At 68.6% G+C, this 19,187-nt stretch carries 18 protein-coding genes; 9 read left to right on the forward strand and 9 right to left on the reverse strand.

Annotated elements, in window-relative coordinates:
- Window positions 1-81: 81 nt before the first annotated feature.
- The 7 genes from VGP60_RS25965 to VGP60_RS25995 all read right to left on the reverse strand — a co-directional run bounded on the left by VGP60_RS25965 (window position 82) and on the right by VGP60_RS25995 (window position 6,924).
- Window positions 82-1,347 (reverse strand): ABC transporter substrate-binding protein, encoded by a 1,266-nt coding sequence (locus VGP60_RS25965; RefSeq protein WP_327550711.1) that lies wholly within the window; start codon window positions 1,345-1,347, stop codon window positions 82-84.
- 12 nt (window positions 1,348-1,359) lie between these two features.
- Window positions 1,360-2,508: a branched-chain amino acid ABC transporter permease gene (locus tag VGP60_RS25970; protein ID WP_327550712.1), complete on the reverse strand. Its 1,149-nt coding sequence runs from the start codon at window positions 2,506-2,508 to the stop codon at window positions 1,360-1,362.
- Complete coding sequence (locus VGP60_RS25975) at window positions 2,501-3,379, reverse strand: branched-chain amino acid ABC transporter permease (RefSeq protein ID WP_327550713.1); 879 nt, start codon at window positions 3,377-3,379, stop codon at window positions 2,501-2,503. The genes VGP60_RS25970 and VGP60_RS25975 overlap by 8 nt, the downstream gene beginning before the upstream one ends.
- Window positions 3,376-4,161 (reverse strand): ABC transporter ATP-binding protein, encoded by a 786-nt coding sequence (locus VGP60_RS25980; protein ID WP_327550714.1) that lies wholly within the window; start codon window positions 4,159-4,161, stop codon window positions 3,376-3,378. Before VGP60_RS25980 ends, VGP60_RS25975 begins: the two co-directional genes overlap by 4 nt.
- Window positions 4,158-4,970 (reverse strand): ABC transporter ATP-binding protein, encoded by an 813-nt coding sequence (locus VGP60_RS25985; protein WP_327550715.1) that lies wholly within the window; start codon window positions 4,968-4,970, stop codon window positions 4,158-4,160. The genes VGP60_RS25980 and VGP60_RS25985 overlap by 4 nt, the downstream gene beginning before the upstream one ends.
- A gap of 152 nt (window positions 4,971-5,122) precedes the next feature.
- Window positions 5,123-5,728, reverse strand: coding sequence for a response regulator transcription factor (locus VGP60_RS25990; protein ID WP_327550766.1), 606 nt, complete (start codon window positions 5,726-5,728; stop codon window positions 5,123-5,125).
- 14 nt (window positions 5,729-5,742) lie between these two features.
- The gene (locus tag VGP60_RS25995) at window positions 5,743-6,924 is read right to left on the reverse strand and encodes a GAF domain-containing sensor histidine kinase (RefSeq protein ID WP_327550716.1); all 1,182 of its coding nucleotides are present in this window, start codon (window positions 6,922-6,924) and stop codon (window positions 5,743-5,745) included.
- A 95-nt stretch (window positions 6,925-7,019) separates the two neighbouring features.
- Here VGP60_RS25995 and VGP60_RS26000 point away from each other — a divergent pair, with 95 nt between their 5' ends.
- Genes VGP60_RS26000 through VGP60_RS26010 form a run of 3 tightly spaced genes read left to right on the forward strand, consistent with a single transcriptional unit; the run spans window position 7,020 to window position 12,877 of the window.
- Window positions 7,020-9,833 (forward strand): FAD-binding and (Fe-S)-binding domain-containing protein, encoded by a 2,814-nt coding sequence (locus tag VGP60_RS26000; protein WP_327550717.1) that lies wholly within the window; start codon window positions 7,020-7,022, stop codon window positions 9,831-9,833.
- Entirely contained in the window at window positions 9,833-10,963 is a 1,131-nt protein-coding gene (locus VGP60_RS26005) for a CaiB/BaiF CoA-transferase family protein (protein ID WP_327550718.1), read from the forward strand. The genes VGP60_RS26000 and VGP60_RS26005 overlap by 1 nt, the downstream gene beginning before the upstream one ends.
- Before the next feature lie 42 nt (window positions 10,964-11,005).
- Window positions 11,006-12,877, forward strand: coding sequence for a beta-propeller domain-containing protein (locus tag VGP60_RS26010; protein ID WP_327550719.1), 1,872 nt, complete (start codon window positions 11,006-11,008; stop codon window positions 12,875-12,877).
- Here VGP60_RS26010 and VGP60_RS26015 read toward each other — a convergent pair.
- On the reverse strand, window positions 12,874-13,809 hold the full coding sequence (locus tag VGP60_RS26015) for an AraC family transcriptional regulator (RefSeq protein WP_327550720.1): 936 nt from the start codon (window positions 13,807-13,809) through the stop codon (window positions 12,874-12,876). The two genes, VGP60_RS26010 and VGP60_RS26015, sit on opposite strands and share 4 nt — an antisense overlap.
- Window positions 13,810-13,922: 113 nt before the next feature.
- Between VGP60_RS26015 and VGP60_RS26020 the strand changes: the two genes are divergently transcribed.
- Window positions 13,923-14,426: a DUF1772 domain-containing protein gene (locus VGP60_RS26020; protein ID WP_327550721.1), complete on the forward strand. Its 504-nt coding sequence runs from the start codon at window positions 13,923-13,925 to the stop codon at window positions 14,424-14,426.
- Here the strand turns inward: VGP60_RS26020 and VGP60_RS26025 are convergent, their stop codons facing one another.
- On the reverse strand, window positions 14,427-14,996 hold the full coding sequence (locus tag VGP60_RS26025) for a TetR family transcriptional regulator (protein ID WP_327550722.1): 570 nt from the start codon (window positions 14,994-14,996) through the stop codon (window positions 14,427-14,429).
- A gap of 121 nt (window positions 14,997-15,117) precedes the next feature.
- On the opposite strand from VGP60_RS26025, the gene VGP60_RS26030 reads away from it, so the two are divergent.
- From VGP60_RS26030 to VGP60_RS26050, 5 genes are all read left to right on the forward strand, one after another.
- Entirely contained in the window at window positions 15,118-16,308 is a 1,191-nt protein-coding gene (locus tag VGP60_RS26030; protein WP_327550723.1) for a cytochrome P450, read from the forward strand.
- A 3-nt stretch (window positions 16,309-16,311) separates the two neighbouring features.
- On the forward strand, window positions 16,312-16,527 hold the full coding sequence (locus tag VGP60_RS26035; RefSeq protein ID WP_327550724.1) for a ferredoxin: 216 nt from the start codon (window positions 16,312-16,314) through the stop codon (window positions 16,525-16,527).
- 211 nt (window positions 16,528-16,738) lie between these two features.
- Window positions 16,739-17,023, forward strand: coding sequence for an MSMEG_0570 family nitrogen starvation response protein (locus VGP60_RS26040; RefSeq protein WP_327550725.1), 285 nt, complete (start codon window positions 16,739-16,741; stop codon window positions 17,021-17,023).
- Window positions 17,020-18,348: an MSMEG_0569 family flavin-dependent oxidoreductase gene (locus tag VGP60_RS26045; RefSeq protein WP_327550726.1), complete on the forward strand. Its 1,329-nt coding sequence runs from the start codon at window positions 17,020-17,022 to the stop codon at window positions 18,346-18,348. The genes VGP60_RS26040 and VGP60_RS26045 overlap by 4 nt, the downstream gene beginning before the upstream one ends.
- Window positions 18,345-19,172: an amidohydrolase family protein gene (locus VGP60_RS26050; RefSeq protein ID WP_327550727.1), complete on the forward strand. Its 828-nt coding sequence runs from the start codon at window positions 18,345-18,347 to the stop codon at window positions 19,170-19,172. Before VGP60_RS26045 ends, VGP60_RS26050 begins: the two co-directional genes overlap by 4 nt.
- Window positions 19,173-19,187 lie beyond the last annotated feature (15 nt).

A 19,187-nucleotide genomic window follows, 5' to 3' on the forward strand; every position in this document is an offset into this window, starting at 1 on the left:
CGTGAGTGGCTACGAGTGTTAGAACACTCGTAGCCACTCACGAGCCACCTACCCGGCTGTACGTGTTTGCATGTCCCGCTGTCACTTCTGGAAGGGGGCCACGTACTCGCGTGCTTCGGCGGCTTCGAAGAGCTGCTTGACGTATTTCAGGCCGCCTTCGGCGGTCGGATCGGGCTGGGCGGCGTAGACCTGGCGGGTCGGCGGGGTGCCGGGCTTCGAGAAGTCCAGCGCGGCCACCAGGTCCTCGGTGCTCGCCGAGCTGGTCTGCTTCAGCGCGGCCTGGATGCCGTCACGGGTGAGGTCCTTGTTCTCGCAGGCCTTCTTGAGCACCGCGCCCCACACCTCGCCGACCGCGTAGCCGTACGGGGTGCCACCGTTCGGGGTCTCCTTGTACGTGGCCTTGTACTTCGCCGCCACGTCCTTGGCCTTGGGGATGTCCGCGGAGAACGGCACGCTGCTGGCGACGACGGTCAGCTTGTCCAGCGAGGCGGCCGCCGGGCCGGACAGCAGCGCGGGGTCGAACGTCGGGTTGTTGCCGAGCACGGGCACGTTCAGGCCGAGCGCCTTGTTCGACGCGAGCGCCGACCCGGTCTGCGCGGGGGTGGTGGTCAGCACGATCGACTTCACCGCGTCGCCCTTGAGGCCGGTGACGATGTTGGCCAGGTCGGTGTCGGTCGAGGTGATCTTGACTTCCTTGAGCGTGAGGTTGTGCTTCTTGGCGTAGAACTGCGAGCCGCGCAGGCCGTTCTTGCCGTACTCACCGTCGATGTAGACGTGCCCGATCGTGTCGCCGTCCTTGATCAGGCCCTGCTCTTGCAGGTACGACAGGCCGTCGATGATCTCCAGGTCGTAGGTGGTGCCGACGATCATCACGTACGGGTTGTCGAGCAGCTCCGAAGACCAGGACGCGGGCGCGGAGGTCAGCTTGTCCGACAACAGGTTCTGCTTGAGCGCGGCGACCACGGGGGAGCCGAGCAGCTGGACCATGCCGAGCACCTTCGGCTCGAGCTGCGGGTACAGCGTTTTGGCGGTGTCCGCCTTGTAGCCGTGGTCGACCTGCTCCAGTTTCACCTTGCGGCCGCAGACCCCGCCGGCGTCGTTGAAGTCCTTGGCCCACAGCTCGTTGCCCTGGGTGATGCCGAGTCCGAGGTTCTTGAACACCCCGGTCTTGTCGGTCATCACGCCGAGGGTGATTTCTGACGCTGTCACGCCCTTGTCGGTCTTGACGCCGGAGCTGTCCGAGCCCGACGAGCCCGCGTTGTCCGCCTTGGTGCTGCACGCGGCGAGGACGAGCGCGAGTGCGAGAGCCACCGGCGCGGCCTTCCGGAAATGCCTGAGTTCGAACACCGTTGTTCTCCTCTAACTGGTGAAGGTGGATTTCCTTGCGCGGCCGGTGAACCGGCGGCCGATCGCCGCGAGGCCTCCCGGTTCGAACAGCACGACGAGGATGATCGCGGCGCCGTAGACGAACGAACTGATCAGGATCGGGCTGAGCGAGTCGCCCCCGGTGCCGGTGAACAGGCCGAGATCGGCGGAGTAGAGCGAAAGGACCTGCGGCAGCCCGTTGACGATCAGCGCGCCGACCAGCGCGCCGGGCACCGAACCGAGGCCGCCGATGATCACCATCGCCAGGAACGCGATCGAGATGTTGATGCCGTAGGTGCCGTATTCGCTTTCGTCGGGCTTGAGGATGTCGAACCACAGCACGGTCATCGCGCCGGCGAGTCCCGCGTAGCCCGAGGACACCGCGAACGCCCCGGCCTTGGCTCGGGCCACGTTGACGCCCATGACGGCCGCCGCGGCTTCGTTGTCCCGCACCGCGCGCCACGACCGGCCGATCCGGCCCTTGACCGCGCCGGTGGCGACGACGAACGCGATGATCGTCAGCAGGAGGAACAGGTACCAGGTCCGTTCTGCCTGCCGGAACGGCACACCGAGCAACGTCAGCTCCGGGCCGCCGTTGGTGAACGGGAAACCGAACAGCGAGAACGGTTGCGGCGTCCGGCCGGTGGAGGTGCCGCCGGTGAGCTTTTCCGCGGACTGTCCTAAGTAGAGCCCGAGGAAGACCAGCGACAGCGACGCCACGCCGAGGTAGATCCCACGCAGCCGTCCCGAAACCGGGGCGAACGCGAGCCCGAGCAGTGCGCTGATCACCACCGCGCCGACCAGGGCCAGCCCGGGGTCGAGCCCGAGCCCGGCGACGCGGGGATCGTCCGCCGGCCCGGCCAGTACACAGTACGACGTGCCCCCGGCGAGCAGGAAGAACGCGTGGGCCAGGGACAACTGACCGGCCTGGCCCACCAGCAGCGTCAGCCCGATGGCGCCGACCGCGCCGATCATCATGTACTGCCCGGCCTTCAGCCAGGCCGCGTCGAGGTAGAGCGGCAGGGCCAGCATCACCAGCAGCAACGCGAGCCAGGCGACGAGCTTGACCACCTTGGAGGAACCGCGTTTGGCGGGCGGTTTCGCGGGCGTGGGCGTCGGTGTTTTCACGGCGAGGTCAGACACGTGTGCTCTCCCTCGTGCCGAACAACCCCGACGGCCGCACCACCAGCACGACGAGCATCACCAGGAACACCGCGCTCTTGGAGAAGTCGAAGGAGATGTACTGCGCGGACAGCGCTTCGACCAGCCCGACCACCAGCCCGCCGACGACGGCGCCCGCCGTCGAATCCAGCCCGCCGAGGATCGCCGCGGGGAACGCGGCCAGCGCGATCGAATGCGTGCCCCTCGACAACCCCGAGCCGGAGAAGTCCTGCGTGGCGATGAACAACACCGCGACCCCGGCCAGCAGCCCTGCCACCAACCAAGCCGTGGCGGTGACGCGGGAGCTGCGGATTCCCATCAGCGCGGCGGCTTCGCGGTTCTCCGCCTGCGCCCGCATCGCGACGCCCCAGTTCGAGTACTTGAAGGCCAGGGTGAACGCGGTGATCAGCACGGTCGCCACGACGAACGCGACGATATGCGTGCGGAAGAGCGTGATCCCGCCGATCTGGAACGGCTGCGCGTCCCAAGCCTCGCCGATGAACGGGAGGCTGACGCCGAGCCGCCGCACGATCTCCTCGGTGATGATCACGTCGACGCCGATCGTGAGCAGCGCGAGGCTGTTCGCGTCGGCGTGCTTCGACCGTGAGAGCAGCACGCGTTCGAGCAGGAACGCGAGCAGCGCGGCGCCGAGGATGCCGACCAGTGACGCGCCCACCCAGCCCAGCGCGTCGCGGGTGACGACGACCAGGTAGCCGCCGAACAGCACCAGCGAACCGTGGGCGAAGTTGACCACTTCGGTGGCCTTGAAGATGATCACGAAACCCAGCGCGAGCAACGCGAAGACGGCGCCCTTGCCGAGCCCGTTCACCACCAGCTGCACGAACGTGTTCAAGACGTTGCCTCCGCTTCGGTGCCCAAGTACGCCTTGACGACTTCCGGATCCGCCTGCACGTCGGCCGGTGCGCCGTCGGCGATGCGTTTTCCGAAGTCGAGGACGGTGACGCGGTCGGCGATGCCCATCACCAGGCCCATGTCGTGTTCGACGAGCAGGATCGAGATGCCGAGTTCGTTCGAAACCTCGCGGATCGTGCTCGCCAGTTCGGCCGTCTCCGCCGCGTTCATCCCGGCCGCGGGTTCGTCGAGCAGCAGGAGCACCGGTTCCACCGCGAGCGCGCGGGCGATGTCGACCCGTTTGACCGCGCCGTAGGGCAAGGCGCCGACGGGGACGTGTACCAGCGGCCCGATGCCGAGGAACTCGCAGATCTCGACGGCCCGGGCGGTGTGGCGGCGCTCGGCCTTCATCGTCCACGGCAGGCGGAGTCCGCAGGACAGGAAGCCGCCCTTGGTGAGCGAATGGCGGCCGAGCATGACGTTGTCGAGCACGGTCGAGCCCGGCGACAGCGCCGCGTTCTGGAACGCGCGGCCGACCCCGGTCCCGGCGAGTTTGTGCGGTGCCCGGCCGCTCAGCTCGACGTCACCGAGGCGCACGCTGCCCGACGCGGCCTTGTAGACCCCGCAGATCACGTTGAAGCAGCTGGATTTCCCGGCGCCGTTCGGCCCGATGAGGGCGTGCAGCGAACCAGGGCGCACGGTGAACGACACGTCGTCGAGCGCGCGGATCCCGCCGAACCGCAGCGTGACGTTTTCGACCTTCAACTCGGGAATGCCGGTCATCCCGCCCACCTCGAAAGTCCGCGCACGGACGCGCGCTGCTGGTCGGCGGACTCGGCTTCGGCTTCCGCGGTGGCTTGTGACTCCGCGTGCCCGCCGAGATAAAGCCGCTGGACGTCTTCGCTGCCCGCGAGCTCGGCCGTGGTCCCGGCCAGCGCGACGCGCCCGACTTCGAGCACCACGGCGTGGTCCGCGACCCGCAGCGCCATCACCGCGTTCTGCTCCACGAGCACCACCGCGGTGCCCTGGGCGTGGATCTCGCGGATGATCCGGCCGATCCGCTCGACCACCTGGGGCGCGAGACCGAGCGAAGGCTCATCGAGGAGCAGCAGCTTCGGCCCGGACATCAGCGCCCTGCCGATCGCGAGCATCTGCTGCTCGCCCCCGGACAGCAGCCCGGCGCGTTGCTTGGCCCGCTCCGCTAGCACGGGGAACAGCTCGTGCACCCGGTGTTTGGCCGCGGTGCGCTGCTCGGCGGAACGGGCGCCGATTCCGCCCGCGCGGAGGTTCTCCTCGACGGTCATCCGCGCGAAGACCTGGCGGCCTTCGGGGACGCCGACGACGCCGAGCCGCACGATCGCGGCCGGGTCGAGCCGGTGGATCACCTTGCCGTCGTAGCGGACCTCACCGCCCGCGACGGTCCCGCGGTGCATGCGGAGTGTGCCGGACAACGCCCGGAGCAGGGTCGACTTCCCGGCGCCGTTGCTGCCCAGCACCGCGAGCACGCCGTTGGCGGGCACGTCGAGGTCGATACCGTGCAACGCGGCCACGGATCGGCCGTAGCGCACGCGCAGGTCCCGGACGGTCAGCACCGGGAGCCTCCCGGCTCAAGCCATACGCGCAAGCTGCCTCCTCCACTCGAGTGACGTGAGTCACGCTCAGTGGCGGCAATCCTTGATCGCGGGGAGGCGGGCCGACACCCCCACGTGGAGAGGTACCCGGCTACGAATCGGACACGCCGGTCTTAGAGCAGCCCGGCTTCACTCGCTTTGCCGATGGCCTCGACGCGGTTGCGCGCGCCGAGTTTGTGCAGCGCCGACTGCAGATATGTCTTGACGGTGTTCCTGGCCAGGCCCGTGGATTCGGCGATCTCGGGATTCGTCTGGCCTTGCGCGGCGAGTCGCAGGACTTCGTACTCGCGCCGGGTCAGCCCGCTGCGGGCCAGCGCGGCCGAACGCTGCCCGTCGTCGGGAAGGATCCGCGGGTCGACGACCCTTTCGCCGCGAAGAACGCGACGCAGGGCCGCGACCAGATCTGTGCCCGCGACGTCCTTGAGCAGGCAGCCGTTGGCGCCGGAATCCAGTGCCGCGAGCACGCCCTGGTGATCGCCGTGGGCGGTGAAGACCACGATCCGCGCGACGGCGTCGAGCTGCCGCAGACCGGTGATGACCTCGGGCGCGAGCATGTCCGGCAGCCGCAGGTCGAGCAGGATCAGGTCCGGGTTGAGTTCGGTGACGCGCTGGAGTGCAGCGCGTCCCGATTCGGCGCTGCCGACGACGGTGAGTGACGGGTCCGAGCGCAGCAACAGGGTCACGCCGTCGCGGACGACGGGATGGTCGTCGACCACCATCACCCGGACCGTGCTCACGCCTGCCGCCCGACGCCCGGCACCCAGGCCCGCAACGTGCAGCCGTCCTCCTCATCGCGCACCACGCTCACCCGGCCACCGAGCCGAGCGGCCCGTTCGACCAGCGCGCGCAGGCCCATCCCGGTGCCGGGCGTCGCGTCTTCCGGTGGGTCGCCGGTGCCGTCGTCGGCGACCACCACCTGCACGCCGTCGTCCTGGGGAGACAGGCTCACCACCACGGACATCGCGTGGGCGTGCTTTTCGACGTTGAGCAGGCCTTCCCGGACCACGGCGATCAGCAGCGCGGTGCGCTCGGCGTCGAGCGGCCGGACCGGGGCGAGCTGGACGAACCTCGCGGGCACCCCGCAGCGGGCGTGGAACGAGCGGCAGTGCTCGGCCAACTCGACCGGCAGCGCCCGCTCGGGGCTGGATTCCGCAAGCGCGAGCAACGACTCCCGCAGCGCGCTGGAGGCCGCCGAAACGTCACCCTCCAGCCGGCGCAGGCGGCATTCGAGGCCGGGGTTGTCGCTGATGTCCTCGTGCAGGTTCCGCACCTGGACGCCGATGGAGAACAGCAGCGCGCCGACCGAATCGTGCAGCGCGCTCTGCATACGCTGCCGCTCGGCGGACACGGCGTTGTCGCGAGTGGACTCCGCGAGTCCCGCCAGCCGCAACGCTGTTCCGGTGTTCTCGGCGATGACCTCCAGCCGCTTGACCGCGTCGTCGCCGAAATCGGCGGATTCGCGCATCGCGGCGTAGGCGATCGCGACCGTCTCGACCTTGCCGCCGACGCGGCTGAAGATCGGCACGGCGAGCATCGCGGCGAGGCCCTCACCCCGGACTTGCGCGTCGAACTGGTGGGTGATCGTCGGCGCGCTGAGGTAGTCGGTGACCCGGACCGGTTTGCCGAGTGCCAGCACACGACCGCCGATGCCCTGGCCGGCGGGCACCGCGAGATCCCGCAGCGAATCGGTCCGGTTCCCGGCCAGCCACCGGACCACGGCGTGCCCGGGACTGTCCAATTCGGCGACGAAACCCGCGTGGACGCCCACCGACTGGCGGATCAACCTGGCCGTGCTGTGCAGGGCGGCGACGCGGTCGAGCGTGCCGAGCAGCTCTTCGCGCTCGCGCATCAGCCCGTCGAGGGCAGTGGCCTGCTCGACGGCTCGCTCCTTCGCGACGTGCCTCTTTGCCGTCACGCGCTCACAATCGCACACTTCGGCGCGTTCCGGATATAACGGATTTCCCCCGGGGCGGCACTGCGCCCGCGCGGGGCGTTGTCTTGAATGGAGCCGTGGACATCAGCTCCGACAGCGCGACACTGGCCCTGTACACCACCGACGCGTCGAACTACCGGCACACGCCGCTCGGGGTGGCTTTGCCGAGAACGGTCGACGACGTGATCGCGGCGGTGGCGGGCTGCCGCGAGTCGGGCCTGCCGGTCATCACCCGCGGCGGCGGCACGAGCGTCGCCGGCAACGCGTGCGGACCGGCCGTCATCCTCGACACTTCGCGGTACCTCTCGGGTGTCCACGACCTGGATCCCGTCGCCCGCACCGCGCGGGTCGCGCCCGGCACGGTCCTCGACGACCTGCAGGCCGTCGCCGCGCCGCACGGGCTGCGGTTCGGGCCGGACCCGTCGACGCACAGCCGCTGCACGATCGGCGGGATGATCGGCAACAACGCGTGCGGATCACATTCGGTGGCGTGGGGGCGCACGGTCGACGTCGTCCAGGAGCTGGACGTGCTGCTTTATGACGGCACGCGGCTGCGCGTCGGGCCGACTTCACCGTCCGAAGTGGACGCTCGTGCGGAGTTGCCCGGCACCGAAGGCCGTGTGTACCGAGAACTCCGCGCGCTGGTTCAGGACAACCTCGCGCTGCTGCGGACCGAGCTGTCGACGTGGCCGCGCCGCGTGTCCGGGTACGGGCTCGAACATCTGCTGCCGGAGAACGGGTTCAACGTCGCCAAGGCACTCGTCGGCAGTGAGGGTACGTGTGTGTCGGTGCTGGAAGCGACTGTCGGGCTGGCGGAGTTGCCCAAGCACAAGACGTTGGCGGTGCTCGGTTTTCCCTCGGACGTCGATGCCGCCGACGCCGTCATGGAGATCCTGCCGTGGTCGCCGCTGACTGTCGAAGGTGTCGACGCAGAGCTTGTCGCACTGCTCGGCGAGGCGCGCGAGACGGGCCTCCCGCCCGGCGGTGCGTGGTTGTTCGTCGAGCTGGCCGGGGACGAGCCGGGGGAGGCCGAGCACCGGGCGAACTCGTTGGCCAAGCAGCTTTCCGACCGTCTGACCGGACATCGAGTGCTCACCGATCCGGCCGGGCAGCGCGAACTCTGGCGCATCCGGGAGGAGGGCGCCGGGCTGGCGACTAGGCTCGCCGACGGTTCCGAGGCCTGGCCGGGCTGGGAGGACGCCGCCGTGCCACCCGAACGGCTCGGCTCGTATCTGCGCGGATTCAAGGAACTCATGCGGAAGCACGGCCTGCAAAGCGTGGTCTACGGTCACTACGGCGAGGGCTGCCTCCACATGCGACTCGACTTCGACCTGCTGTCCGAGCACGGGATCGCCGATTTCCGGCGGTTCCTGGAAGAGTCAGCCGATCTTGTGGCCGCGCACGGTGGCTCGCTGTCCGGTGAGCACGGCGACGGCCAGGCCCGCTCGGAGCTGCTGCCGCGGATGTACAGCCGCGAGGTGCTCGACCTGTTCGCGCGGTTCAAGGCGATCTTCGACCCGAGCGGCCGGATGAACCCCGGCATCCTCGTGAATCCGCGGCCGGTGGACGAAAACCTGCGCGTGCGACGCGCGTCGATCGCCATCGAGGACGTCACCGTGCTTGGTTACCCCGAGGACCAGGGCAGTTTCGGCCAGGCCATGCGGCGCTGTGTCGGCGTCGGGAAATGCCGCAACACCGGCAGTACCGGCGTGATGTGCCCGAGTTACCGGGCGACGCGCGAAGAGAAACACTCGACGCGCGGCCGGGCGCATCTGCTCGCGGAGATGATCAACGGCGAGATCATCACCGACGGCTGGCGCTCGGAGGAGGTCCGCGAATCGCTCGACCTTTGCCTGTCCTGCAAGGGATGCCTGTCGGACTGCCCGGTCGATGTCGACATGGCGACTTACAAGGCTGAGTTCTACCACCAGCACTACAAGGGGCGCGTGCGGCCGGCGTCGCATTATTCGATGGGCTGGCTGCCGGTGTGGCTGCGGTTCGCCGGGCTCGCGCCGCGGGTGGTGAACGCGGTGACGCGACGCCGTTCGCTCGCCAAGGTGCTCAAGCGTGTCGGCGGTATCGCGCCGGAGCGAGACTTGCCCGAATTCGCCACACCGTTCACGCGGACGCGGCGTGATCTCCGCCGGAGCCGCGAGCCGGGCAAGCGGCCGATCTTGCTGCGGCCGATTTTGCTGTGGCCGGACTCGTTCAACAACTTCCTCACGCCGGACGTCCTCGAAGCGGCCACAGAGGTGCTCACCGCGGCCGGTTACGACGTCGTGCTGCCGGATCGTGAGGTGTGCTGCGGGCTGACGTGGGTGTCGACCGGGCAGCTGACCATGGCTCGCAAGGTGTTGCGGCGCACGCTTTCCGTGCTGAAGCCGTACCTCGACGCGGGGTACGAGGTGGCCGGGCTCGAACCGAGCTGCACGGCGTTGTTCCGCGGCGATCTCGAGGCGTTGCTGCCCGGCGATCCCACTGCTGCCTTGCTGGCCAAGCGCACACGGACGTTCGCCGAGCTGGTGGACGACTCGCCGCTGGAGTTCGACGCGCTCGACGTCGACGCGATCAGTCAGGTCCACTGCCATCAGCACGCTGTGCTCGGCTTCGGCGCCGACGAGAAGACCATGGCCGCGGCCGGGGTCCGGAACTCCACTTTGGACTCCGGCTGCTGCGGGCTGGCCGGGAACTTCGGCTTCGAACGCGGGCACTACGACGTCTCGGTGGCCTGCGCCGAAGATCGGTTGCTCCCCGCGGTACGGGCTGCTTCGGACGAGACGCTGGTGATCTCCGACGGGTTCAGCTGCCGCACGCAGATCGCGCAGGAGTCCGACCGGACCGCGGTACATCTCGCCGAAGTGCTTCGCCGGGCGTTGCGGAAGGAGTCGTGATGTTGCCTCTCGAAGGTGTCACCGTGGTCGCGATCGAACAGGCCGTCGCGGCTCCGTTCGCCACCCGCCAGCTGGCCGATCTCGGGGCGCGGGTGATCAAGGTCGAGCGGCCGGACACCGGCGACTTCGCCCGCGCGTACGACGAAACCGTGCACGGGCAGTCCAGCCATTTCGTCTGGCTCAACCGCAACAAGGAAAGCCTCACCCTCGACATCAAGACCGAAGGCGCGGTGCTGGAAGCGTTGCTGGCCAAGGCGGACGTGTTCGTGCAGAACCTCGCGCCCGGCGCGGCGGGCCGGCTCGGGCTCGACGCGGAGACACTGCGGGCACGGCATCCGCGGCTGATCGTCTGCGGGATCTCCGGCTACGGCTCCAGCGGTCCTTATCGCAGCAAGAAGGCGTACGACCTCCTCGTGCAGTGCGAAGCCGGGGTCGTGTCCGTGACCGGCACGCCCGAAGCGCCGGCGAAGGCCGGGATCCCGGTCGCCGACATCGCGGCCGGGATGTACGCCTACAGCGGGGTGCTGTCGGCGTTGTACGAACGGGAACGCACCGGCGAGGGATCGAGTTTCGAGGTCTCGATGCTCGACGCGCTCGGCGAGTGGGCCGGTTTTCCGTACTACTACACGAATTACGGTGGCAGCCCGCCGCCGCGCAACGGCGCCCGGCACGCGGCCATCTCGCCGTACGGCCCGTACACGGCCGGTGACGGCGCGGTGGTGTTCATCGGCGTCCAGAACGAGCGCGAGTGGTCCGCGCTGTGTGAAAACGTGCTGCGGCAACCGGAACTGGCGGAAGATCCACGGTTCGCGCGGAACTCGCTGCGCGTCGAGCATGACGGCGAGTTGACCGAGATCATCGAGAAGGCGCTGGCGGGCTCTTCGGCGTCAGAGGTGGAGCAGCGGCTGGACGACGCCGGGATCGCCAGCGCCAGGATGCGGACGATGGCCGAGTTCGCCGAGCATCCACAGTTGGCCGCGCGCGGGCGTTGGGGCGAAGTCGAGACACCCGGTGGGCCGGTCACCGCGTTGCTGCCGCCGGTCGAGGTGCCCGGCCGCGAGCCGCGTCTCGACCCGGTGCCCGCGCTGGGTGAACACACCGCGGCGATTCGCCGGGAACTCGGTTTCTAAAGCGCGTGCAACCGGAGTGCCCGCGAGTTCCGTCTGGTCGGCATGAAGCGTGGGTGGCTGGGGCTCGGGGTGTTCGGGGTTTTCGGGGCGGCTTTGATCGTCGCTGTCGGTGGCAGCGGACTCAACCCGCCGTCCGCCGAGCCGCCTGTCGTCACGGAACAGGGTGTGGGCACGGCGAAGCTGGTCGCTTTCGACTCGTGCGACACGGCTCTCGCCAAGCTGCGTGAGGCCGCGCGCCCGCTCGTCGGCCCGTATGGCTTGGACGGCGGGTCGGCCATGACGATCACGGACGGCGCCGAGCGTGGGGTCGCCGCGTCCGGGACGGCTAAGGTCGCCGCACCCCAAGTCGCACCTGACATCCCCGGGCAAGACCATTCGGCGACGAACAACCACGAAGCCGGGGTCGACGAGCCGGACCTGGTGAAAACCGACGGCCGTCGCGTGGTCACGGTCGCCGACGGCCGCCTCCGCGTGATCGACGTCGCCACCCGTGCGATCACCTCCACCCTCGACCTGCCCGGCGGCGAGGCCACGGATCTGCTGCTCGACGGCGATCGCGCGCTCACCATGACTTCGGCGTCCATGGTCGAGAAGCCGGTCATGGACCGGCCCGAGTCCGCGATCGACCGGTCCAACCTGACGTTGATCGACCTCTCGGGCCCGGCGAAGGTGGTCGGCACGCTCGCCGTCGACGGCCAGTATGTCGACGCGCGCCAGGTCGGCGGCCGCGCGCGGATCGTGGTCCGCTCGGCGCCGCGGCTCGGTTTCGTCTACCCACAGGATTCGCGGTCGCCCGAGAAGGCCAAATCGGAGAACTTGGCCGTCCTCGACAACTCGCCGATCGACGACTGGCTTCCGCGCTACACCTTGGAAAACGGCGGCACGCGCCAGGACGGGCGGCTCGTCGACTGCTCGCGGGTGAGCCATCCGGCCGTCTACAGCGGGACTTCGATGCTCACCGTGCTCACCATCGAGATGGCCGGCGCGCTCGGCACGGGCGACCCGGTGTCGATCGCCGCGGACGGGAACACGGTGTACGGCACGGAGTCGAGCCTCTACATCGCCGACGACCATCAGCTGACGATGGGCCCGGCAAACCGCCGGTTCGACACCGAGAAGTCCCAGCCGCAGACCGACATCCATCAGTTCGACATCTCGCGGGCCGGTCCGCCGCGGCATGTCGCGTCCGGCACGGTCGACGGCTCGCTGCTGAACCAGTACTCGCTTTCGGAGCACGCCGGGCACCTGCGGGTCGCGACGACCATGGCCACCGAAAGCGCGGTGACCGTGTTGGCCCGCAAGGGAAACGAGCTGACCCAGGTCGGTCAGCTCGCCGGGCTCGGCAAGACCGAACGGATCTACGCCGTCCGCTTCTTCGGCCCGGTCGGGTACGTGGTCACCTTCCGCCAGACCGATCCGCTGTACACCGTGGATCTTTCCGATCCCGCGAAACCGCGTGCCGTGGGCGAACTGAAGATCACCGGCTACTCGGCGTATCTGCACAGCGGTGGTGACGGGAAGCTGATCGGTGTCGGCCAGGAAGCCGACCAGCGTGGCCGGACGTCCGGCGCGCAGCTCTCACTGTTCGACGTCCGTGATCCAGCCTCGCCGCGCCGGACCGCGCACTACGAGGTCACCGGCGGGCATTCGGAGGTCGAGCAGGACCCGCACGCGTTCCTCTTCTGGCCGCAGACCGGGCTGCTGGTCTTGCCGATGCGGAACTCGGGCGGAACGTCCGACGCACTGATGCTTCGGTTGTCCGACAGCGGTTTCACCGCCATCGGCAGCGTCGGGCATCCCGCGGATGTGCGCCGGTCGCTCGTGATCGGCGACAACCTGTGGACGGTTTCGTCGTCCGGCGTGATGGTGAACGAGACCACCGGACTCCGGCAGCTGGCCTGGCTGCCGTTCTAGTGCGCGCCGACGCGGTGTTCCTGCGGGCTGACCCCGCGAACGCGTTTGAACGCCGCGCTGAGCGCGAAAGCGCTGCCGTACCCGACCTGCCTCGCGACTGAACCCACGGTGGAATCCGGCTCCCGCAACAGATCCGCGGCCAGCGCGAGGCGCCAGCCGGTCAGGAACGTCATCGGCGGTTCACCGACGAGGTCGGCGAACCGGCGGGCCAGCGCCGCGCGTGAGACGCCGACCTCGGAAGCCAGGTTGGCCACCGTCCACGGATGCGCGGGATTGTTGTGCAGCATCCGCAGCGCGCGGCCGACCACGGGATCGGTGTGCGCGCGGTACCAGGCGGGGGCTTCGGCGTCCGGGCGGGAGAACCAGGTGCGCAGGACGGCGATGAGCAGCAGGTCGAGCAGCCTGTCCAGCACGGCCTCCTGACCGGGTTCGTCCTTGACGATTTCCCCGGCGAGCAGCGGGATGAGCGGGCAATCCCAGGCGTCGGCCGGCAGGACGAGCAGTGTCGGCAGGGCTTCGAGCAGCCGTCGGCTGACTTCGCCCTCCAGGTGGTAAGTGCCGGTGAGCATCATCGTCGGGCCGTCCGGACTGTCCCCCCACGCGCGGACACCGAGGTCCATGGCCTGCGACATCGAGACGCCTTCGGGTGTCATGCAGTGCTGCCCGGGGTGGATCACGATCTGCGGTTTCGTCGCCGGGTCGTCCGCGACGGTGTACGGCTCCGGGCCGCGGATGACGGCGATGTCGCCGGGTCCCAGCCGGGTCGCGTCCCCGGTGTCGGGCACGACCCACGCTTCGCCGCGGATGATCGCCACGAGCGTCAGCGGTGCTTCATCCTGGATCCGCAACGACCAGGGCGGGGTGAGAATCGAGCGGAGCAGAAACGCCCCTCGGGCGCGTGGCCCGTCCAAGAGTCCCGCGAGTGCGTCCACCCGGCCGATTCTAGGGCCGTTTTGGACGGAAAGACATGGGGCGGAGCTTCTCGGCGATGGATCGTCTCGCCGTGAGCCGGTTGACTTAAGGGAACGAACCCTGGAGGCCCGAAATGCTCGCACTGTCCCGCACCGTCACCCTGATCGCGTCCGTCCTCACGATGGGGCTCAGCGCGGGTCTGTTCTACGCCTTTTCGTGCTCGGTCATGCTGGGCCTCAACCAGGCCGACGACCGCACCTTCGTCGTCGCGATGCAGCGCATCAACGTCGCGATCCTGAACCCCTGGTTCATGCTCAGCTTCCTGGGCGCGATGGCGTTCACGATCCTCGCCGGCATACTCCGGATCCCCGGAGGTGGCGGCGGGGGAGTACTGCCCTGGATCATCGCCGCCGCTATCCTCTACGCCGTGGTCCTCGGCGTCACGGGCGGGATCAACGTGCCGCTGAACAACCAGCTCCTCGCGGCCGGGGAGCCCAGTGCCAGCACCGATTTCGCGGCCGTCCGGGCCGCCTTCGAAACGACCTGGAACCGCTGGAACCTCGTCCGTGCCCTCAGCTCCACCGCCGCGTTCGGCTGCCTCACCTGGGCACTCGTCCTGCACGGCCGCGCTTCGTGATCACCCGGTCCGTTCCAGGAGCGACCGGGCGGCACCGAGCACGAGTTCCACCACCCGGTCGGCGTCGGCACTCGCCAGCGGTTCCTTCCCGCTGACGTCGCGGACCAGCCCGATGCCCAGAAGCCACGCCAGGACGAGATCGGCCCGCAGGTCGGCGTCCTCGGCGTCGCTCAGCGTCGCGAGCGCCCGCGCGTACTCCTCACCGACCTGGCGGCGGATCTCGCCGTTCGTGCCGGTGCTGCCGCTGGAGCGCAGATAGGCCGCGATCGAATGGTCGCGGTTGCGGTCGTCGCGGGTCAGCATGCTCCGCAGCGCGGTCTCGAGAAGCCGCTCCGGCTCGGTGGAGGCGACCTGCTCGAAGCCGCCCTTGGCCATGACCTCTTCGAACACCGCTTCCTTGGACCCGAAGTACCGGAACAGCAGCGCCTGATTCACCCCGGCGAGCTTCGCGATGTCGCGGACCGTGGTGCGATCGAAGCCGCGTTCGGCGAACAGGGTCCCGGCCGCTTGAAGGAGCGCTTCCCTGGTCGCAGCCGCGTCCCGCTTGCGCACCTGCCGCTCAGACGTCATAAATCCGACACCGTAGACGCAAGAGCACTCAGTAGGTGCATTGACGTGGTCGGTGACCATCGCTAGCTTGTAATCCGTTGCTTACTTACGCTTCGACACGCTAGTGAGTTGGGGAGATTCCGTGACCACCACATATACCGAGCCTCTCGCCTACCCCTTCAACGAAGAGGAAGGCCTCGCGCTGAACGAGGCATATGCCGCCGCCCGGGACGGCGAGGGCATGATCCGCGTCCAGCTCCCGTACGGCGAACCGGCTTGGCTGGCGACGCGGTACGCCGACGCCCGGCTGGTGCTCGGTGACAACCGGTTCAGCCGCGCACTGGCCAAGGAGCACGACACCCCGCGGCACACCCCGGGCAACAACTCCACCGGCATCCTCGCCATGGACCCGCCCGACCACACCCGGCTGCGCACGCTCGTCGCGAAGGCGTTCACCATGCGCCGCGTCGAGGAGCTGCGTCCGCGCGTCCGCGACCTCGCCGCCGAGCTGGTGCGGGACATGATCGCCGCCGGTGAGCCCGTTGACCTGGTCGAGAACTTCGCGCTGCCGCTTCCGGTGGCCGTCATCTGTGAGCTGCTCGGCGTGCCCGTCTCCGACCGGCCGAAGTTCCGGGCCTGGAGCGACGCGGCACTGTCGACCAGCTCGCTGACCGCCGAGGAGTTCAACGCGAGTCGCGAAGAGCTCCGCGCGTACATGCGCGGCCTGATCGAGGCGCATCGCGTGACCCCGGCCGACGACCTGATGACCGCGTTGATCGAAGCGCGCGACGTCCGGGATCGGCTGACCGAGCTCGAACTGGTCGACCTGTGCGTCGGGATCCTGATCGCCGGCCACGAGACCACGGCCAGCCAGATCCCCAACTTCGTCTACGTGCTGCTCGACCACCCCGAACGCTGGAACGAGCTGCGGGAAAACCCGGATCTGATCCCGGCGGCCGTCGAAGAGCTGCTCAGGTTCGTCCCGCTGGGCGCCGGCGCCGGCTTTCCTCGCTACGCCAAGGAAGACATCGAAGTCGGCGGTGTACTGGTGAAGGCGGGTGAGCCGGTGCTGGTCGCCGTCGGCGCCGCGAACCGCGACGCGCTGCAGTTCGATTCACCCGAAAAGCTGGTCTTCACCCGCGAGAGCTCGCAGCATCTCGGCTTCGGCCACGGCGTCCACCACTGTCTCGGCGCACCGCTCGCCCGGCTGGAACTGCAGGAAGCGTTGCGAGCCCTGCTGAGCGAGCTTCCGGGCCTTAAACTGGCCGGTGACATCAAGTGGAAGAACCAGATGCTCGTGCGCGGAGCCCGCACGATGCCGGTGGGGTGGTAGCCGATGAGCTGGCAGGTCGAAGTCGACGAGCACACGTGTATCGGTTCGGGCATGTGTGCGGCGCTGGCGCCCGAGTGGTTCTCGCTTGACGGTGAGCACGCCACTCCCGTCGCCACCGAAGTGGAGCCGCACGAGATCCTGCTCGACGTCGCGGACTCCTGTCCCGCGATGGCGATCTCGGTGTCCGACGGTGGTACCGAGATCGGGCCGAGGCCCTAACAAACCGCAGTTCCAGAAGCCCGCGTGTTCCAGCCGGAACGCGCGGGCTTCTGTCATTTCCGGGGCTTTGCGTGTTAAGCGATGGGCCTCCGAGCCGTTACGCAGTGAGGTCTTAGTAACGCCGGGCTGTTCCGGATGAAACACAACGGAAATCAACTCCTAGTCCACTTGGAGCATCGCAGACGAAGTGATCCGGTGACTTGGAGGCGCGGTGCCTGAGACCTATTTCCGGGTCAGCTGGCCTGACGGTACGACCCAGCGGTGCTATTCGCCATCCCTGATCGTCGAGGAGTTCTTCGAAGCGGGGCAAGCGTACTCGGTCGGGGAGTTCGTCGAACGCAGCACGACGGCTCTGGGGATCGCTTCGGACCGGGTGCGCGAGAGGTACGGGTTCCCCTGTTCGCAGGCGGCGGCCCAGCTGGTGGAAATCCGTGGCAAGGCAGGGAAGTACGGCGACTCGGGCGCCGAAGTGATCGTGGAGGGATTCGAACGATGAACGAGGATCTCGACGGGCAGCACCGGTCCGTGGTCGTCATCGGCGGCGGCCAGGCGGGGCTGTCGATGAGCCACTGCCTGGCACGCGACGGCGTCGACCATGTCGTGCTGGAGCGCGAACGGGTCGGACACGAGTGGCGGACACGGCGGTGGGACTCCTTCTGCCTGGTGACACCGAACTGGCAGTGCCAGCTTCCCGGTTTCCCTTACCAGGGCTCGGCTCCCGACGGGTTCATGGTGCGCGACGACATCGTCGAGTACCTGGAGCAGTACGTGAATTCGTTCGACGTACCGCTCGTGGAAGGCGTCGAGGCGACCAGGCTGCGCCAGGAAAGTGACGGCGGTTTCCGGGTTTCGACGTCCCAGGGCGAACTGACCGCGGACCAGGTCGTCATGGCGACCGGGCCGTACCAGGTCCCGCTCAAGCCGCGGATCGCCGAGCGTCTGCCGGAATCCGTTACGCAGCTCCATTCGTCCGAGTATCGCAATCCCGAGCAGGTCCCGTCGGGTGACGTGCTCGTCGTCGGCACCGGCCAATCCGGCTGCCAGATCGCCGAAGACCTGCACCTCGCCGGACGTCAGGTGCACCTCGCCGTCGGCTCCGCGCCGCGTGTCGCCCGCCGGTACCGCGGCAAGGACGTCGTCCAGTGGCTCGACGACATGGGCTACTACGGCAAGGGAATCGACGAGTTCGCCGATGCCGACGCGGTGCGCTTCCGGGCCAACCACTACGTCACCGGTCGTGACGGCGGTCGTGACATCGACCTCCGCGCGTTCGCCCGCGACGGCATGCGGCTCTACGGCCGGCTCACCGACATCCGCGGCACCAAGCTCGGCTTCGACACCGACCTGCGCAAGAACCTCGACGCGGCCGACGCCGTCAGCGAGGGCATCAAGGACTCGATCGACGCGTTCATCACCTCTCGCGGGATCGACGCGCCGGGTGAAAAGCGCTACGTGCCGGTGTGGGAGCCGCAGGACGAGCCCGACGGACTCGACCTGGCCGGGATCTCGACGGTCATCTGGAGCACCGGGTTCGGCCGTGACCACCGCTGGATCGAGGTCCCGGTGTTCGACGGCCGCGGCTACCCGACGCACAGCCGAGGCGTGACCAGCTGCAAGGGGCTCTACTTCCTCGGCCTGCCTTGGCAATACACCTGGGGCTCCGGCCGGTTCTGCGGTGTCGCGGTGGACGCCGAGTACCTCGCGGGCCAGATCAAGTCCGCCCGCAACGACAGCGACGGCGACATCCGTTGGCTCGCCGGGACTCCGTACAGCACCTACCCGAGCGATGACGACTGGGTCGCCCCGCGGACGGTGGCATGATGGCCGACAAGATCTTCGATGCCCACCGGCACCTCGGTGTCCTCCCGGCGTTCCCGTTCTACGGCGGACCACCGGTGGCGCCCGCGATCGGCTCCCGCGCGACCATCGGCGAACTGCTCGCCGACATGGACCGCGAGGGCACTGAGCGAGCCCTGGTGATACCGAACTACGGCGTCCCCGATCCCTCGATCGCGTTCTCCTTCAACGAGTTGTGCGTCGAAGCCGCGGGTAAGGACGACCGGATCCGCGCGGCGATTTGGGTGTCTCCCCGGCCCGAGGACACGGCCCTGACCGATGCCGCGCTGGCGCTGGCGGGCGAGCCGGGCGTCAAGGCGTTGAAACTGAGCTTCCTGCTCGGCGGCAAAGCCGGGGACCCGGCGTGCAAACCGCAGCTGGACAAGATCTTCGCGACCGCCCGGCAGTACGGCCTGGTCGTCCACGTGCACACCTCACCCGGCGCCGCGTCGGACATCGACGAGGTCGGCAAGCTCGTCGAGGCGTACGCGGACGACGTCAAGCTGCATCTCGTCCACTTCGGCGGCGGGATGAGCGGGCACATCAAACTTGTCGGCGGCCGGTTCTTCGACTGGATCGCCGCCGGGAAACAGGTCTACACCGACCTTTCCTGGGCGATCGGCTTCACTCCGCGCTGGCTCGTCGACGAGATCTCCCGCCGCGGGATCGGGCACGACCGGATCCTCTTCGCCTCCGACGAACCGTGGGGCGATCACGAAGGCGAGCGAGCCCGGCTCGCCGCCGCGGTGAGCGACGGGGAGCTTTCCTCACTGGTTTTTCGGAGCACTTTCGACGTGCTCTACGGATAAGAAGAAAGGGAACAA

It is taken from the genome of Amycolatopsis sp. (assembly GCF_036008905.1).
GTDB lineage: Bacteria > Actinomycetota > Actinomycetes > Mycobacteriales > Pseudonocardiaceae > Amycolatopsis.

What these genes read in the sequence shown, in the direction of transcription:
- VGP60_RS26010 (WP_327550719.1), top strand. Translation starts at nt 11,006, where the DNA reads ATGAAGCGTGGGTGGCTGGGGCTCGGGGTGTTCGGGGTTTTCGGGGCG.
- VGP60_RS26050 (WP_327550727.1), top strand. Translation starts at nt 18,345, where the DNA reads ATGATGGCCGACAAGATCTTCGATGCCCACCGGCACCTCGGTGTCCTC.
- VGP60_RS26020 (WP_327550721.1), top strand. Translation starts at nt 13,923, where the DNA reads ATGCTCGCACTGTCCCGCACCGTCACCCTGATCGCGTCCGTCCTCACG.
- VGP60_RS25980 (WP_327550714.1), bottom strand. Translation starts at nt 4,161, where the DNA reads ATGACCGGCATTCCCGAGTTGAAGGTCGAAAACGTCACGCTGCGGTTC.
- VGP60_RS26025 (WP_327550722.1), bottom strand. Translation starts at nt 14,996, where the DNA reads ATGACGTCTGAGCGGCAGGTGCGCAAGCGGGACGCGGCTGCGACCAGG.
- VGP60_RS26035 (WP_327550724.1), top strand. Translation starts at nt 16,312, where the DNA reads ATGAGCTGGCAGGTCGAAGTCGACGAGCACACGTGTATCGGTTCGGGC.
- VGP60_RS26045 (WP_327550726.1), top strand. Translation starts at nt 17,020, where the DNA reads ATGAACGAGGATCTCGACGGGCAGCACCGGTCCGTGGTCGTCATCGGC.
- VGP60_RS25990 (WP_327550766.1), bottom strand. Translation starts at nt 5,728, where the DNA reads ATGGTGGTCGACGACCATCCCGTCGTCCGCGACGGCGTGACCCTGTTG.
- VGP60_RS26005 (WP_327550718.1), top strand. Translation starts at nt 9,833, where the DNA reads ATGTTGCCTCTCGAAGGTGTCACCGTGGTCGCGATCGAACAGGCCGTC.